Source organism: Xanthomonas arboricola pv. guizotiae (assembly GCF_002940205.1).
GTDB lineage: Bacteria > Pseudomonadota > Gammaproteobacteria > Xanthomonadales > Xanthomonadaceae > Xanthomonas > Xanthomonas arboricola_C.
The window spans coordinates 1-16,221 of sequence record NZ_MDSK01000056.1 but is presented as its reverse complement, the minus strand read 5'-3'; the positions used below and the strand labels follow the sequence as shown (position 1 = coordinate 16,221).

The following is a 16,221-nucleotide window of genomic DNA, read 5'->3' as shown; positions in this document are numbered from 1 at the left end:
ACGCGCTTCGAGAAGTTGGACGTCATGTTCCTTGGATTCCTCAACTTCGTCCTGGTCGTTGATGGGCTTCGGATGTGTTAACAGGCCCTAGATCCTCATCTGCAGAAGCACAATCTTCAACCAGGTCTCTCGCAGCATGCCGTACGCGGGAGTCGGCATGGCCTATTGCGCGCTGCTTTCATGCAGTACCAGCACATCATCCAGCTCCGGCCCGCCGCCGCGGTTGCCGCTACCCGCCACGATGTACAGCGCGTCGCCGACCGCCGCGGCCTGGGTGCCGTGGCGCCCCTGCGGCAACGCAGCCAGGGTCTGCCAGGTGGAGGTGGCCGGGTCGTAGGCTTCGACCTCGTCGTGCGCCTTGACCTGGCGCGTGCTCTCGCCGCCCATGACCAGTAGCTGGCCATTGCGTGCAATGGCGGCGGCACCGGCGCGCGGCGTCGGCAGCGCGGCTGGGGCGACGCTCCAGGTGCCGCGCTGGATGTCGTAGACGTCGACTTCGGAAATCGTCTGCGCCAAGGTATTGCCGCTCTCGTGCGATGACCTGCGGCCGCCGGCGGCATACAGCTTGCCATCGAGCACCGCTGCATGGAAATGATCGCGCGCACGCGGTGCGTCGGCGAGCTGCGTCCATTGCTGCGTCCTGGTGTCGAACGCATCCAGCCACGGCACATACCCGCTCATATGGCCGCGCGTATTGCCGCCGACCAGGTACAGCACGCCGTCGTACGCCACCGCGCCTGCCGCGCCGCGGCGACGGCCTTTGGGAATCTCCGCGCCTACCTGCCAGCGATCGGTAGCAGGGTCGTAGATCAACAGGTGGGTCAGCGCGGCTTCTTCCGGGTAGTCGCCGGTCAGGCCGCCGACGAAGTAGATTTTCCCCGACGACACCACCGCCTGCGCGTGGCTGACTGCCAGCGGCGGCGTGCTGCCCTTGGACCAGCGGCGTGTCGTGGTGTCGAAGATGTCCAGCGGTCGGTCGTCGCGCCCTCCGATCAGGTAGAGCCGATCGCCGACCGACACCAGGCTGTTCTCGTGCCGTGCGTGCGGCCTGCCTTCGCCGGCAATGGTCTTCCACTGCAATGCGTGCGGCGCGTGTAGCGATGCAGGTGCCTGCACTGCCGTTTCGGCGAACGCAGGTGAGCATGCGGACATGGCCAAAACAAAAGCCACACGTAATGCGTTTGCTGACAGTGTCATGGACGGCTGCTACCTGAGTGCAGGGATGCTGAGTGTAGCGACATCGCCGGGATGCGGCGTGCAAGGAAATACTGGAGTTTCAAGCACGCAAACCAGCGCGCACGCCGTAGCGAACTGAACCGATACATCCGTCTAACTGCCCGGTTACGGCATCAGCAGAAAGAACGTTGTACCTGGGTCAAGCAACGCGCGAATCGATCCGCACAAGAGCGTGCACCGCCATCAGCACGATAAAGCCGATCGGGAAGATGCCGTTGGCGATGCCCAACAGTGCGGCGCCCACGATGCTGGCCATCGGCATGCCGAACACCAGCGACGACACCGTCACCGAGACCAGCACCGGCTAGGCGGCCAGCAAGACCGAAAGGTTGGTGTTACCGCGCGGGTCGTAGAGTTGTTGCCACATGCTCGAACCTGCGCGGGCAGTGAGCGAAGAAAGCGACGCTAAGGTGCCAGAACACGATTCGCGCATGGGGAACCGGCAGCGAAATCGGCAAGGTTGCGCAGGGTGATGTCGGAGATCTGCTGCAATGCCTCGGCGGTGAAGAATCCCTGGTGCCCGGTCACCAGCACATTGGGGAAGGTCACCAGGCGCTGAAACGTCTCGTCGTCGATGATCTCGCCCGAGCGGTCCTGAAAGAACAAGGCGCTTTCCTGTTCGTAGACATCGATGGCCAGATGGCCGAGCTGGCGGGACTTGAGTGCGCGGATCACCGCATCGGTATCTACCAGCCCTCCGCGTGAGGTGTTGACCAGCATCGCACCCGGCTGCATCGACGCCAGCGCCGCGTCATCGATCAGGTGCTGCGTTGCCGGTGTCAGCGGGCAGTGCAGCGAGACGATGTCCGAGCGGGCGAACAGCGTCTCCAGTTCCACCCGCCGGCCGAGCGCATCGAAGCCAGGCGTGGGAGAAGGGTCGAAGCCCAGCACATCGCAGCCCATCCCTTGAAAGATACGCGCAGTCGCCAGCCCGATCTTGCCCAACCCGATCAGGCCCACCGTCTTGCCGTGCAAGGTGCGGCCGAGCAGGCCATTGAGCATGAAGTTGCCCTCGCGCACGCGGTTGTAGGCGCGGTGCGTCTGGCGGTTGAGGGTCATGACCAGCGCCAGGGTGTGCTCGGCCACTGCTTCGGGCGAGTAGGCCGGCACGCGTGCCACGAACAGCCCAAGTGCGGTGGCCGCAGCGGGATCCACATTGTTGAAGCCGGCGCAGCGCAGCAGCACCGCGCGCACACCGGCCGCGTGCAGTGCCTGCAGCACGGGCGCATCGAGCTGGTCGTTGACGAAGACGCAGACCACCTCGCAGCCCTGCGCCAATGCTGCCGTCTGCAGATCGAGCGATGCCTCGAAATAAACGAACTCGGCTGCACATTGCGTGCCTGGGCGTAGTTTCGCTTCATCGAGAAAGCGCCTGTCGTAAGGGCGCGTGCTGAAGACAGCCATTTTCATGCAGAGAACTCCATCGGTGCGCGAATACGGTAGCTCACCCACCCCTGCGTCTTCCACCGCGTTTGGCGATCGTCGCGATCACGGCCAGCTCCAGTGGCTATCCGAAAATTAATTCAGCGCAGCGATCCGCTTCTGCATGTCGCGCACCAACGCCGTGCGAGTGCGCCTGTGTACAATGGTTTGGCGATGGGGTCGCACAGTGTTGATCGGTGATGCACATACGTGCGGGTTACGGAGCCGGACGCGTCCGCTTGCTCTCGCCACGGCAACGGTCGGAGCAGTACTTCACCTCGTCCCACACGCGCTTCCACTTCTTGCGCCAACGAAATGGCCGCCCGCAGTGCATGCAGGGCTTTTCCGGCAACTCGTGTTTCTGGCGCATGGCCATGTGGCGCTTGAACCGATCCGAAAGTGGGCGGGGCGTAGGTGAGGCCAAGCATGCCATGTCGAGCGATGCGGTGCAGATGCCATCGCAGCCAAGAAGCTCTCTGCCGCTGACAGCCCCTGCGCTATGCAGCCTTGCCTTGCTGCTCCGCACCGCAACAGATACCTCTGCTCTCACGCGCAAACAGGAATAGCCGGCCTCCCTTCTGCAATCCAGACCAGAGCAGAATGCGTTTCTTCTCCCGTGCACGGGAGAAGGAACCGCAGAGCGCCGGGCAAGGGCGCTCGCCAGGCGTGTCAGCTGCGGCGCGATCTCACCGCAGGTACCGCAGGCGCCACGCGGCTGATCAACAGCACGCCGCGTCCCACCGTTACCCGCAAGGCATCACCTACCGCGAAACCGCAGTGTTACAGCCAGCGCCCGGACAGCCGCAACTTGGGCACCGCGCAACCGACGACATCCTCGGCACGCCGCACGTCGTAGTGCTGGTAGCTCATGGTGACCCGCTCGGGAATCCGGAAGCCGGGCTTGCGCAAGGGTGGGGTAGGCGCCAGCGATGGATCCACCGCTGGCGCAGCGTCGGTCATGCTGGCGGCCGGGCGGTGCTTGGATCTGGCGCGTGTCACAACAGATCGACTGGAAGGCGATGCAGCGCGTGCACGGGCGGTTGCTTTGGGACGGGTCATATCGAACTCCTTGTGCGATAGGAAGTCCGCCATCTCGCTGCTAAACGAGGGTGGCGGACGATGCGCGGTTAGCAGACCGGTCACAAGGAACCGGCAGACCTTGCGGTCTCCGCGCACCGCCCGCCGTAAAGCGGGCACGCCTGCCCATGCGATAAGTCGGGCAAAAGAAAAGCGCCGACATCGTGCAATGGGCGCTGGTGCGCCTTGTGATTACGGGCTGCTAAACCCGGCGGCGGAATGTGCCGCAGCAGAGCGATCTTGCTACTCGCCAATGTAGCGAGTCAAGACAGCACGGCACGGCTCCCAACCGATCCCTCGTATCTGGCGTATCGTTGTGCTCAAAGACGGCTTCGTTATCCCACTACGAGAAAGCGATGACTTCCACTGCCGAAACGCCAGACCGTACGATTCCACTGCTCCCCGGTCGCTCGATCGAACGCACGGTCGCCTTCTATCGGCGGCTGGGCTTTGTCGGTGACGCGCACCCGCACGATGCGGGCTACGCGATCCTGACGCGTGGCGAGGTGGAGCTGCATTTCTTCGCGCACCCGGACCTGGATCCTGCGGCCTGCTATGCGGGCTGCTATATCCGGGTTGGCGATGTCGATGCGGTCTATGCCGCCATGCGTGGCGCGCAGCTTCCGGCGCACGGCATCCCCAGGCTCGATGCTGTCAGCGACAAGCCCTGGGGCATGCGGGAATTTGCGCTTGTCGATGAGAACGGCAATCTGATCAGGATTGGGCAGGTGATGGGTAGCTAGGCGTCCAATCGCCTGCATTTGCGTACCTGGCTATCTGGAACAGGCCATCGATCAGGTGGCACGATATACACGCTGCCCGACATCGCACGATGCAGACATCAGGCCTTGCTGGCATGCGATGGCAGCCGGCGATGCGTTTGCCGCACATCACCTTGCATCGATTGCCAGCTGTATCTCTGCCGGTGTTGCAGTGCCCAGCGCAGCGTAGGCAGCGCGCAGTGCCTCCACAAAATGCGCATCGCCAGAGAGCGCGGCGAACACCGCCTCCACGGTGAGGAATGCCGCAATGTCATGGCCGGCATCGCCGGTGGCCGAATGGGCGATGTCGCTGAGGGCTTCGCCCAGCGGATCGACCAGGGCCACGCCGTTGGCCGCCTGCCTGCACACGAACTGCAGCCACGCCGCTAGCGGAATGCAGAGCCGGTCGATCCGTCGCCCGGCATCCAATGCATCGCTGATGACGGCGAGCAGGCGCACCGGGATCTTTTGCGAGCCGTCCCAGGCGATCTGGGCGAGCAGGTGGCGGATGGCGGGGTTGCGGAAGCGCGCCAGGATGGCGTCGATATACTGCTGCGGGTCGAAGTCCGGCATGGGCTGCAGGGTGGGGGCGATGTCCTCGCGCATCAGGGTTTCGACGAAGGCGGCCAGTTGCGTGTGGCGCGAGGCGTCGGCGACGGTTTCCAGATCGAGCAGGCTGCCGAGATAGGCGAGTGCGGAGTGCGGGCCGTTGAGCAGGCGCAGTTTGGCGCGTGCGTAGCCGGCGATGTCGTCGCTGAGAATCACGCCTGCGCGCTCGAACGCGGGGCGGCCGTTGCAGAAGCGGTCTTCGATCACCCACTGGCTGTAGCGCTCGCGCTGGATCGGCCAGGCGTCGCGCAGGCCGGTTTGCGCGTGCACGTTAGCGCGCAGTGCGTCGTCGGTGGCGGGGGTGATGCTGTCGACCATCGAGAGCGGAAAAGTCACGTGCCGGTCGATCCATGCAGCAAGCGCTGGATCATGTTGTTGGGCGAGCCGCAATACCGCGCTACGCAGCAGGCTGCCGTTGTCGGGCAGGTTGTCGCAGCTGAGCGCGGTGAACGGTGCGCTGCCTTGCTGCCTGCGCTGCTGCAGGCCGGCGACCAGGTAGCCGATGGCGCTGCGCGGTGTGCCTGGGTTGGCGATGTCGTGGGCGATGTCGGGGTGGGTGAGGTCGAGGGTGTCGCCTGCCAGGCAATAGCCTTTTTCGGTGACGGTGAGGGTGACCAGGCGCACCGCGGGGTCTGACAGGCGCGCGAGCACCGCTGTTTGCTCGTCGGCGGCGCACAGCACTTCGCGGATGGCGCCGATGATGCGCAGCTGCGGGTGCTCGTCGAGCAGCGCGAGGGTGTACAGGTCGTCTTGCGGACGCAGGGCGTCGCGCACGCTCGGGTTGTGCAGAGAGACGGCGCAGATGGCCCAGCTGGGGTCCTGTGCGAGCAGGTCGTCGATGTAGACGGCCTGGTGGGCGCGGTGGAAGGCGCCTGCGCCTAGATGGACGATGCCGATGGTGGTCTGTTTGGGGTCGTAGCTGGGAGTGAGGATGGTGGTTGGTAGGTGGGCGAGTGTTGCGATGGAGAGCGTTGGAATTGGCATGGGTTTTTGTTTGAAATCGTGGGGGTGCTGCAAGTTCGCCTGTGGTCGTACCCTCATCCCAACCCCCGCTCCGCGCCCCGGCCCACGTCTTGCGATGTGGGCGCTCCAAGGCACGCGCGCCAGTGGCGCGCAAGCGGTGCCTCTTCGCCCCGGCGAGAGGGGTTTAGGGCAATCGCGGCTGAGGGTCTTCTTTGGCCGTGGCCGCATGGCGAGGGTGTCAACGGCTACTACTTGTCGGTGACGGTGAAGCGTTGTGTGCTGCGGATGTCTGCGCTGGAAGCGCCGATCTGTACTTCGTAGTCGCCTGGATCCACTGCGTAGGCCTTGCGCTGCTCGTCGTAGATGCGCAGGGCGTCTTGCGCCTTGAGGGTGAAGCGCAGCTGCCGTTGTTCGCCGGGTTGCAGGGTGATGCGCTGGAAGCCGCGCAGGTCCTTGATGGCGCGTTCGCGTTGCGGCTTGAGCGGATGCAGATACAGCTGCACCACTTCATCGCCTGCGCGTTGGCCGGTGTTCTTCAGCGTGACCGTGGCCGTGAGCGTGCCATCGGCGGCCACCGTATTGCGATCCAGCTGCAGATCCGAGTAAGCAAACTGCGTGTACGACAGGCCGTGGCCGAACGGGTACAGCGGCTTGCCGGCGAAGTAGCGATAGGTGCGGCCGCGCATGGCGTAATCGTCGAAGGCGGGCAGGCGCTCGTCTTCCTTGTAGAAGGTGATCGGCAGGCGGCCACCGGGACTGGCCTGGCCGAACAGCACATCGCCGACCGCGCTGCCGCCACGCTGGCCGGGGTACCAGGCCAGCAGGATGGCGGGCACGTGGTGCTGCGCCCAGTCGATCGCCAGCGCCGAGCCGGTGGTCAGCACCGCAACCACCGGCGTGCCGGTGGCCTGCAGTGCCTGCAGCAATTCGCGCTGCGGTTTGGGCAGGCGGGTGTCGGTGCGGTCGCCGCCGGCAAAGCCGGGATAGTTGACGTCCATCTCCTCGCCTTCGACATCGCCGGTGAGGCCACCGACGAACACCACCACCTCGGCGTTGCGTGCGGCGTCCACCGCTTCCTGCAGCGGCGGTTTGGCGCCGGGCATGCGCCAGGCCAGACGCACGCCGGCATCGCGCGTGGCTTCGAAGTATTCCACGCGCAGGTCGTAGGCCTTGCCGGCTTCCAGCGCGACGCTGGCATTGCCGCCGCGCATGCGCGGGGCCTCGCTCCATTGATCGATGAGCAGCTTGCCGTCCAGAAACAGGCGCACGCCATCGTCGGCGGCAATCTGCAGCTCGTAGGTGCCCGACACCGGCGGCAGCAGCTGGCCATGCCAGCGCACGCTGAAGTCGTCCTTGGCCAGCGCACGATCGGCCTGCAGTTCACCGCGGCCGACGGCATCGTCGGTGGGCGCATTGCGGTCCCAGCGGAAGGCGATACGCGGGTCGATGCGGGTCAGCACCGGCTGGCCGGCCAGGGCGCGGCCCTTGAAGTATTCGCCGGTGAGGCCGTTCTGCTTGGCATCCGGCGCCGGGCGCAGATAGCGGGTGTCGATCGGTGCCGCGGCATTGGGGTCTTCGCGCCCTTCCACCAGGTCGCTGCCGCGCGCGTAGACCACCTGCGCCTGCGGTGCGGCGTCGCGGATGCCTTGCAGGATGGTGACCGGCGCGGCCGGCGTGCCGTAGTAGTTGCCCAGCAGCGACATCGGGTCGTCGGCGGTGGGGCCGATCACGGCGATGCGCTTGAGCGTGGGTTTGAGCGGCAGCAGGCCGTCGTTCTTCAGCAGCACCAGCGATTCGCGCGCGGTGTGGCGGGCCAGTGCATCGTGCTCTGGCGATTGATTCACCGCCGCAGGAATCTGCGCCCACGGCACCTTGGCCGGCGGGTCGAACATGCCCAGCCGCATGCGCGTGGTCATCAGCCGCTTGAGCGCGGTGTCGATGCTGGCCTCGTCGATCAAGCCGGCACGCACCGCCGCCGGCAACGCGGCATAGGTGTCGCCGCAATCCAGGTCGGTGCCGTGCCTGACGCCGAGTGCGGCGGCGGCCTCGGGCGTGGGCACGATCTTGTGGTTCTGCCAGATATCGCGGATGGCGGCGCAGTCGCTGACGATGTAACCATCGAAACCCCAGTCGCGGTGCAGGATGCCTTCCAGCCGCGTGCTGGCCGAGGCGGATTCGCCATTGACGCGGTTGTAGGCGCCCATCACTGCGGCGACCTTGCCTTCCTGCACCAGGGCCTGGAACGCGGGCAGATAGGTTTCATGGAGATCGCGCTCGCTGGGATGCACGTCGAAGTGATGACGGTCGGCCTCCGGGCCGCTGTGCACGGCGAAGTGCTTGGCGGTGGCATCGAGCTTGCGGTACGGCCCTTGCTGCGCCTGCAGGCCCTGCACGAAGGTCACGCCCATGCGCGCGGTCAGGAACGGGTCTTCGCCATAGGTTTCCTGCCCGCGGCCCCAGCGCGGGTCGCGGAAGATGTTGATGTTGGGCGACCAGAAGGTGAGTCCCTGGTAGCGCTTGTGCTCGCCGCGCGCCAGGAAGGCGTGGTGCTTGGCGCGCGCTTCGTCGCTGATGGCGGTGGCCACCTCGGCCATCAACTGGGTATCGAACGTAGCAGCCAGGCCGATCGCCTGCGGAAACACGGTGGCGCCGCCGGCACGCGCCACGCCGTGCAGCGCTTCGTTCCACCAATCGTATTCGGGCACCTGCAGGCGCGGGATCGCCGGGGCGGCGTTCTGCATCTGCGCGGCCTTTTCTTCCAGCGTCATGCGCGACACCAGGTCGGCCGCACGCGCGTCGAAGGGGCGTTGGGTGTCCAGATACGGCGGCGGCGTTGCGGCCTGCGCGTCGGTGGCGGCCAGCGCCATCGCCAGCAACAAGCCGCGCGCAGGTGGGCGACGCGGGGTGGTGGCGCGGTGGGCGGGGTGCGAATGCATGGTCAGTCCTCCTGGGTGCGGTGCGGTTCCAGCTGGGCAAAGGGCCCGATCATGCTGCCGACGAAGCCGCCGGCCTGTGCGGTGCTGAGCATGCCCGCATCGTCGTTGCGGTATAGCGATTGCCAGCCGCGCCCATCGGCATCGAAGGCGAAGCTGTACGCAGCGCCGTCGCCGCTGATCTGCAGGCGCAGCTGCGCCGTTGCGGGGACGCGGGTGCGTGCGAGCGTGGTGGTTCTTGCGCCCTCGCGCTTGTCGAGGAAGACGTCCAGCGCACATGACATCCGCGCTGGCCTGCGCCTGCACCGCCATAGGCGCAAGCGTCGCCATCAGCGCTGCCGCCCATGCGTTGGCAAGCGCGCGCATCACCAGTCCCACATCGCGCCGTCTTCCAGCCGCGCGATCGGCAACTGTTTGGGCACATACGGGTACTTGGCGGCCAGGGCCTCGTCGATGTCCACGCCATGCCCCGGCGTTTCGCCGCAATGCAGGCGGCCATCGCGGAACACGTAATCGTGCGGGAACACCGCGTTGGCCTCGTCGGAGTGGAACATGTATTCCTGGATGCCGAAATTGGGCACCCAGGTGTCGAAGTGCAAGGCCGCGCCCATGCACACCGGCGACAGATCGGTGGCGCCGTGGAAGCCGGTGCGCACCTGATGCAGCGCGGCGAAGTCGGCCAGCCGGCGTACATGGGTGATGCCGCCGGCGTGGACGATCGTGGTGCGGATGTAGTCGATCAGTTGCTGCTCGATCAGGTGTTTGCAGTCCCACAGCGAATTGAACACCTCGCCCACCGCCAAGGGCGTGACCGTGTGCTGGCGGATCACTTCGAACGCGCGCTGGTTTTCGGCCGGGGTGGCGTCTTCCAGCCAGAACAGCCGGTACGGTTCCAGGTCGCGGCCCAGGCGTGCGGCTTCGATCGGTGTGAGCCGGTGGTGCGCGTCGTGCAGCAGCTCGATCTCGTCGCCGTGATCGCTGCGCAATTGTTCGAACAACTTTGGCACCACGCCGAGATAGCGCGGCGTGGACCACACCGTTTCGGTCGGCAGTTCGCTCTCGGCTGGCTCATACGGTTTGCCGCCGCTGGAAATGCCGTAGGTCTTCTTGATGCCGGGCACGCCGCATTGCGCGCGGATGGCGATGAAGCCCAGCTCGCGGAAGCGACCGACCTCATCGCTGGTTTCGGCGATATCGCGGCCATTGGCATGGCCGTAGACCAGCGCGCCTTCGCGCGAGCGCCCGCCCAGCAGCTGATACAACGGCAGGCCGGCCATCTTGCCCAGGATGTCCCACAGCGCCACATCCACCGCAGCAATCGCGCTCATGGTCACCGGCCCGCGCCGCCAGTACGCACCGCGGTAGAAGAACTGCCAGATGTCTTCGATACGGCCGGCATCGCGGCCGATCAGATTCGGCACCAGGTGTTCCTGCAGATACGCGGCCACCGCCAGTTCGCGCCCGTTGAGCGTGGCATCGCCCACGCCGGTGATGCCCGAGCGGGTGCGGATCTTCAGGGTGACGAAGTTGCGGCCCGGGCAGGTGACGATGACGCGCGCCTCGACGATCTCGCGATCGCGGGCCGAGCCTTGCAGCGGAGCAGGGGAGTCGGGAGTCTGTGACATCGTGGTCTCGCTCAGGGAGAAGTGGCGGCAGTGAGGGGGAGTTCGAACGGGCCGGCCGGCAGGCCGCTGCGGTCGTACAAGGTGCATACCGGGCTGTCGGCCCAGCAGTAGCGCACGCGCGTGACGGCCAGGCCGGAGGGAACGCGCAGGCTGATGGCGTGGTGGTGCAAGCTGGCAACGGCATAGCGACAGCTGTTGGACGCGGCGCCGCACAGCTCGAAGCCGATCGGGGCATCGGCGCCATAGCTGAGCAAGGCGGTGTCCACATCGTCGAAGGCGATGCGCACGCTGTCGCCCTCGCGGTGAGCGCTGCGCGGCACCGGCCCGGACACGGCAATCGCTTCGCCATACACCACCTGCCGCGCGGCACGCGCCAGGCGCCGGCCCAGTTCCTGCTTGTTGGCCGGATGGATGTCGTAGCGGTCGCCGATGTCGATCGTCACCGCCAGGCCCGCATGCGCATCGTTGGCGACGAAGCGGCGTTGCGCCTCGCGCAGCTGCGCCCAGCCGCTGTCGACCGGCTGGGTGGGCGGCGCGCCATAGTTGGCCAGCTGCACGATCAGCAGCGGCAACTGCGCCCCGAAGCGCTGCCGCCAATCGCGTTGCCATGCAGCGAGCAAGGCCGGGTAATGCACCGCATCGCCGGCATTGGATTCGCCCTGGTACCACAGCACGCCACGCAGGCCGAGCTGGCCGAGCGGGGCGATCATGCCGTTGTACAAGGTGGTCAGCCCGGCCGCCGACGACCATGGCGCACGCGGTGGCGAGCCCAGTTGCGGCGGCACGATGCGGTACTGCCAGGGCGCATCCAGCGGCAGCGTGCTGCCATCGGCAAACTGCAGCGCACGCGATTGCGCATCGCCCAACAAGCCGCCACGCCGATAGGTGTTGAGCACATTGAGCACGATGTTATTGCGCCCGGCATGCAGGCGCCCGCGCGGTACGCTGTAGCGACGCGGCTGGTCGGCGCCGTAACTGCTGCCCACGCCGTGCCCGTTGACCCAGGTCTGGTCCAGCTCGTCCACCGGCCCGAGCAACAAGCTGGCATCTTGTGCGGCCTGCGCCGGCGTCAGTTCCACGCTGGTGCGGTACCAGACCATGCCGTTGAAGCCGACCAACTGCGGCGCGCCCCAGTCGTCCCACGCGCCCAATGCCGCCGGTGCGGTTTGCCAGGCGCCGGGCGCATCCGCCTGCCAGGGCTCGCCTTCGCCGTGCGCATGCCACCAGGCCTCCCACAGCGCGGCCCAATGCGGCGCGGCAGCCACCGGGTCGCGTGCGTAACGCGCCAGCACATCCAGCGCCGGGCCATCGTCGCCGGCAGCGCGCAGTGCCTTCTCGCCGATCCAGGCCTGCAGTTGCGAGCCGCCCCAGGAGGCGTTGATCAGGCCCATCGGCACATCGACGGTCTTCTGCAATTCACGCGCGAAGTAATAGCAGGCCGCAGAAAACTCCTTCACCGTCTCCGGCGTGGTGCGCTGCCATGCCGCAGTGCCACCGAAGCGGCGCTGCGGCGTCGGGCTGGACTGCGCGGGCACCTTGAACATGCGGATGCGCGGGTTGTCGGCATCGGCGATCTCGCTGCGTGAATCCAGGGTGCGATGCACCTGCAATTCCATGTTGGATTGGCCCGAGCACAGCCATACGTCGCCGATCAGCACGTCATTGACCTGCTGCGTCACGCCCGTGCTGGTGCGTGCGCTCAAGCTGTACGGGCCACCCGCGGCGTGCGCGGGCAGGCGTGCCTCCCAGTGGCCTTGCCGATCTGCGCGTGCCTGCACCTGCTGCGCATCCAGTTGCACGCTCACGCGCGCGCCAGGGGGTGCGTCGCCCCACACCCGGATCGGCGCATCGCGCTGCAACACCCCATGCTCTTGAAACAGCGCATGCAGCAGCGGCGCATCGGCCGCCTGCGCCAGGCGCGGCAGCAGTGCTGCGCAGAGCGTTGCCATGATGACCGTCGAGAGGCGCGCGCTCATTTCGGATTCCCCGGTGCATACGGAAACTTCAGCGCCTGGTAATACGCCAACGGATGCGCCGGCGGCGCCGTGCCGGCCGGCAACGGCCGCCCGGACACGCGCTGGAAGTAGGCGATGCTGGCATCGCGCCACCACTGCGCTTCGTCCTGCTGGATCGCCAGGAAGTTCGCTACCTGCCGGTAACGCGGCGGATCGATCCTGCCGGCCAGGCCCTGCCAGGTCGCGCGCATGGCACGCACCTCGTCCACGCCATGGTCGTAATGCCATACCAGCTCGTCCCACAGCGGCCGTCCGGAGGCCATGCGGTGCTCCCAGGGCACATGGTGGAACCACAGCAGGTAATGCTCCGGCACGCGCTGCACATCGCCGAACATGCGTGCCACCGGCCTGGCGTATTGCGCCACCGCATTGCTGCCGCTGGCACTGCGGTCAAAGCCAATGCCGTTACGGTCGGCGCGGTGGTAGTAGACCGGGTCCCAGTCCGGGCGCTCGCTGCCCGCATCCCAGGGTGCCGGGCCGTAGTGATGGCCGCGCCCCATCAGGTGATGCAGGCCGAGCGGGGTCATGTAGTCCACCACTGCCTCGCGCGAGCGCAGCATCATGTCGACCACGGGCGTCACCACGTCAGCATCGTTGGAGAAGCTCATGCGCGCCCACTCCTGCGCGATCGCCTGCGGCGACAACTGCGGGTTCCACGCCAGCCGCCCGTACGCATACCAGTTGGCCTGATCGAAGATCGAGCCGCTCCAGTTGCGGTCCGCACCGATGTTGGCCACCCCGGCAATGCCGGTCAGGCGCGTGCGTTTGGCATCGTTGAAGAGCGTGCCATCCACGGTTCTGGCCACTGTCGAGCCCTTGCCGCGTGCATAGGTGTCGGCCTGCAGGGTTTCGGCAAACAGCGTGCCCAGATAGGCCAGATGGGTGGAAAAGCCCAGATACTCCTTGGTGATCTGGAACTCCGGCATCAACGGCGTCTTGCGCATCGCACCGAACAGCGGATGGAACGGCTCGCGCGGCTGGAAGTCGATCGCCCCGTTCTTGACCTGCACGATCACGTTGTCGCGGAACTGGCCGTCCAGCGGCAGGAACTCGCTGTACGCCTGCTTGGCGCGATCGTCCGGTTGCTCGTGCGAATAGACGAACGCGCGCCACATCACCACCCCGCCGTGCGGCGCCAGCGCATCGGCCAGCAGATTGGCGCCATCGGCATGGCTGCGTCCGTAGTCCTGCGGGCCGGGCTGGCCTTCGGAATTGGCCTTGACCAGAAAACCGCCGAAGTCCGGAATGCGCGCGTAGATCTGCTCGGCGGTGTCGCGCCACCACTGGCGTACCTGCGGATCCAGCGGGTCGGCGGTCGTCAAACCACCGATCTCGATCGGCGCGCTGAAGCGCGCGCTGAGAAACACCCGGATGCCGTAGGGACGAAACACCTTGGCCAGTGCCGCCGCCTTGTCCAGATACTCCGGCGTCAGGCTCCAGGCCTTGGCGTTGACATTGTTGAGCACGCTGCCGTTGATGCCCAGCGATGCATTGGCGCGCGCGTAGTCGGTGTAGCGCGGATCCAGGTAACCCGGCAGGGTCTGCCAGTTCCATAACGAGGCGCCGGCATAGCCGCGCTCGACCACCCCGTCCAGGTTGTCCCAGTGGTTGAGCAGGCGCAGCTGCAAGCGCGGCGACTCGCGCAGGTCCAGCGCGGCCAGCGACTGGCCGGTCTGCAGCAGGCGCAGGAAGTGGAATGCCCCATACAGCGCGCCGACATCGCTGCCACCGACGATGGCGGTCGTGCGATGCCCGTCCACGCTGACTGCGGATCAGGTAGCCCTCGCGGCCCAGGCCGGTGGTCTGCAGCTGCAACGCCGCGATCTGCGGCGCGGCGGCCGCACCCAGCAAGATCGCACCATCGCGCGTGACCGTGGCGGACGATTGCGGCGTAGCACCAAGCAGGCCCGACAGTCCGCGCTGCAATTCCTCACGTGCAGCCTGCAGCGTGGGCGAGTCGCCAGCGACGATCAACTCGCTTGCGCTGCCACGCAACTGCGCCGCGTTGGCCAGCGGGTGGTAGCGCAACCATAACTCGTAGCCGTCCTCGGCCCGCGCACCGGCACTGGCCAGCATCAATCCGCACAGCAGCGTCAGCGCCAGCCACCACGGCTGCGCCAACGCAGCGCAATACGCGACGCAGCGCCGCATTGCATGCGCGCTCATGCGGCATGCTCCAGCGACATCACCGCACGCAGCGGTGTATCGCCGCTCTGCCTGCTTCCCGGTACCATGCGTCGCATCGTCATGCACGCAGTCGGCGCTTGCGTCACTGCAGTGCGTTGTGTGCATCGTGCAGGTTCGCCATCCACTTGAAGAGGCCACGCTTGGAGAAGGTCAGGAAATCGGTCCGCCGCACCAGCCGCGCGACCACCATCGACGAGGTGGCGGCGCTGGCGAAGGTCTCGCCGATGACGGTTTCGCGCGTGGTCAACAACAACGGCAGCGTGCGCGATGCCACCCGCGCACGCGTGCTGCGCGCGGTCGACAAGCTGGGCTACACGCCCAACCTGGCGGCCAGTGCCCTGGCCGCCGCGCAGAGCACGCGCATTGCGTTGATCTACAGCGATCCCAGTGGCGCCTACCTGCGTGAGTTGCTGCTGGGCGTGTTGCGTGTTGCCTCGCGCACGCCGATCCAGCTGGTGATCGATTGCTGGGACGACCTGGACGCCGACGCCGAACGTCGTGCCGCACGCAAGCTCGCCAAGGGCGTGGCCGGGGTGATCCTGCCGCCGCCGCTGTGCGAATCCAAGGCCGCGGTGCTGGAACTGGTACGTGCCAAGGTGCCGGTGGTGGCGATCGCCTCCAACCATTTCAGCCCGGATGTGGCCTGTGTGCGCATCGACGAATTCGCTGCCGCCAAGGAAATCACCGAGCATCTGATCGCGCAGGGCCACACGCGTATCGGTTACATCGCCGGGCATCCCAACCTGTCTGCCAGCACGCGTCGCTTCGAAGGGTTCCAGGCCGCGCTGGCCGATGCGGGCCTGCGGCTGGACCGGCATCTGGTGCAACCGGGCGACTACACCTACAAATCCGGCCTGGTCGCTGCGGAAAAACTGCTGGCGCGCAAACGCCGCCCCAGCGCCATCTTCGCCAGCAACGACGATATGGCCGCCGCCGCGATCTCGGTCGCGCATCGGCGCGGGCTGGATGTGCCGCGCGATCTGTCGGTGGTCGGCTTCGACGACACCTCCGCCGCCACTGCGGTATGGCCCGAACTCACCACCGTGCAGCAGCCCATCGCCGCCATGGCCGACGCTGCGCTGGACATCCTGTTGAAGACGATTCGCGCCAAGGAGCGCACGGCGAAGATGGTCGATCATGTGGTCGCGCACCTGCTGGTCAAGCGGGATTCGGTGGCCGCACCGGCCGCACCGGCGGCGCCGGATGCAACGGAACAGCCATGACGCTGCACGCGGTTCTGCGCGCAGGCCGCCGGCGGTCGCCTGCGCGTGCAGGCGATCACCGGCACGACATCAACGCGTCAGATACTGGTTGATCAGGTTCTCGTAGGCTTCCTGACGGCCGCTGAGCTGCTTGGGTTCGTTGCCGGCGGCGTACCTGGCCAGATCCACCA

12 protein-coding genes and 2 pseudogenes are annotated in these 16,221 nt (G+C 66.6%); 2 read left to right on the top strand and 12 right to left on the bottom strand.

Features of this window, described 5'->3' with window-relative positions; all coding sequences use genetic code 11:
- Positions 1-162 precede the first annotated feature (162 nt).
- From XarbCFBP7408_RS20785 to XarbCFBP7408_RS23305, 5 genes are all read right to left on the bottom strand, one after another.
- Positions 163-1,197, bottom strand: a complete 1,035-nt coding sequence (locus XarbCFBP7408_RS20785) for a Kelch repeat-containing protein (RefSeq protein WP_104564546.1) — start codon at positions 1,195-1,197, stop codon at positions 163-165.
- Positions 1,198-1,375: 178 nt separating this feature from the next.
- Positions 1,376-1,525 carry a hypothetical protein gene (locus XarbCFBP7408_RS20780; protein WP_181107066.1) on the bottom strand — a complete coding sequence of 50 codons (150 nt, stop codon included), beginning with the start codon at positions 1,523-1,525 and terminating at the stop codon, positions 1,376-1,378.
- A gap of 116 nt (positions 1,526-1,641) precedes the next feature.
- On the bottom strand, positions 1,642-2,646 hold the full coding sequence (locus XarbCFBP7408_RS20775) for a 2-hydroxyacid dehydrogenase (protein ID WP_104564545.1): 1,005 nt from the start codon (positions 2,644-2,646) through the stop codon (positions 1,642-1,644).
- A 229-nt stretch (positions 2,647-2,875) separates the two neighbouring features.
- Positions 2,876-3,034: a DUF2256 domain-containing protein gene (locus tag XarbCFBP7408_RS20770; RefSeq protein WP_181107064.1), complete on the bottom strand. Its 159-nt coding sequence runs from the start codon at positions 3,032-3,034 to the stop codon at positions 2,876-2,878.
- Between the two features lie 404 nt (positions 3,035-3,438).
- Positions 3,439-3,657, bottom strand: coding sequence for a hypothetical protein (locus XarbCFBP7408_RS23305; protein WP_258072269.1), 219 nt, complete (start codon positions 3,655-3,657; stop codon positions 3,439-3,441).
- A 434-nt stretch (positions 3,658-4,091) separates the two neighbouring features.
- Here XarbCFBP7408_RS23305 and XarbCFBP7408_RS20760 point away from each other — a divergent pair, with 434 nt between their 5' ends.
- Entirely contained in the window at positions 4,092-4,478 is a 387-nt protein-coding gene (locus XarbCFBP7408_RS20760; RefSeq protein ID WP_104564544.1) for a bleomycin resistance protein, read from the top strand.
- 147 nt (positions 4,479-4,625) lie between these two features.
- Here XarbCFBP7408_RS20760 and XarbCFBP7408_RS20755 read toward each other — a convergent pair whose 3' ends face one another.
- The 7 genes and pseudogenes from XarbCFBP7408_RS20755 to XarbCFBP7408_RS23300 all read right to left on the bottom strand — a co-directional run bounded on the left by XarbCFBP7408_RS20755 (position 4,626) and on the right by XarbCFBP7408_RS23300 (position 15,075).
- Positions 4,626-6,089, bottom strand: a complete 1,464-nt coding sequence (locus XarbCFBP7408_RS20755) for a mannitol dehydrogenase family protein (RefSeq protein WP_104564543.1) — start codon at positions 6,087-6,089, stop codon at positions 4,626-4,628.
- 227 nt (positions 6,090-6,316) lie between these two features.
- On the bottom strand, positions 6,317-8,935 hold the full coding sequence (locus XarbCFBP7408_RS20750) for a glycoside hydrolase family 3 protein (RefSeq protein WP_181107070.1): 2,619 nt from the start codon (positions 8,933-8,935) through the stop codon (positions 6,317-6,319).
- A 71-nt stretch (positions 8,936-9,006) separates the two neighbouring features.
- Positions 9,007-9,276 (bottom strand): annotated as a pseudogene (locus XarbCFBP7408_RS20745) (glycoside hydrolase family 43 protein); the annotation flags it as partial.
- 90 nt (positions 9,277-9,366) lie between these two features.
- Positions 9,367-10,626 carry a D-mannonate dehydratase ManD gene (manD, locus tag XarbCFBP7408_RS20740; protein ID WP_104564541.1) on the bottom strand — a complete coding sequence of 420 codons (1,260 nt, stop codon included), beginning with the start codon at positions 10,624-10,626 and terminating at the stop codon, positions 9,367-9,369.
- An 11-nt stretch (positions 10,627-10,637) separates the two neighbouring features.
- Positions 10,638-12,602 carry a sialate O-acetylesterase gene (locus XarbCFBP7408_RS20735; protein ID WP_104564540.1) on the bottom strand — a complete coding sequence of 655 codons (1,965 nt, stop codon included), beginning with the start codon at positions 12,600-12,602 and terminating at the stop codon, positions 10,638-10,640.
- A pseudogene (locus XarbCFBP7408_RS20730) lies at positions 12,599-14,792 on the bottom strand (alpha-glucuronidase family glycosyl hydrolase). The gene XarbCFBP7408_RS20735 and the pseudogene XarbCFBP7408_RS20730 overlap by 4 nt, the downstream one beginning before the upstream one ends.
- Before the next feature lie 118 nt (positions 14,793-14,910).
- Positions 14,911-15,075: a hypothetical protein gene (locus tag XarbCFBP7408_RS23300; protein WP_258072268.1), complete on the bottom strand. Its 165-nt coding sequence runs from the start codon at positions 15,073-15,075 to the stop codon at positions 14,911-14,913.
- Here XarbCFBP7408_RS23300 and XarbCFBP7408_RS20725 point away from each other — a divergent pair.
- A complete protein-coding gene (locus XarbCFBP7408_RS20725; RefSeq protein WP_258072267.1) occupies positions 15,026-16,051 on the top strand; it encodes a LacI family DNA-binding transcriptional regulator in 1,026 nt (341 codons plus the stop codon). The genes XarbCFBP7408_RS23300 and XarbCFBP7408_RS20725 overlap by 50 nt on opposite strands.
- Positions 16,052-16,221 lie beyond the last annotated feature (170 nt).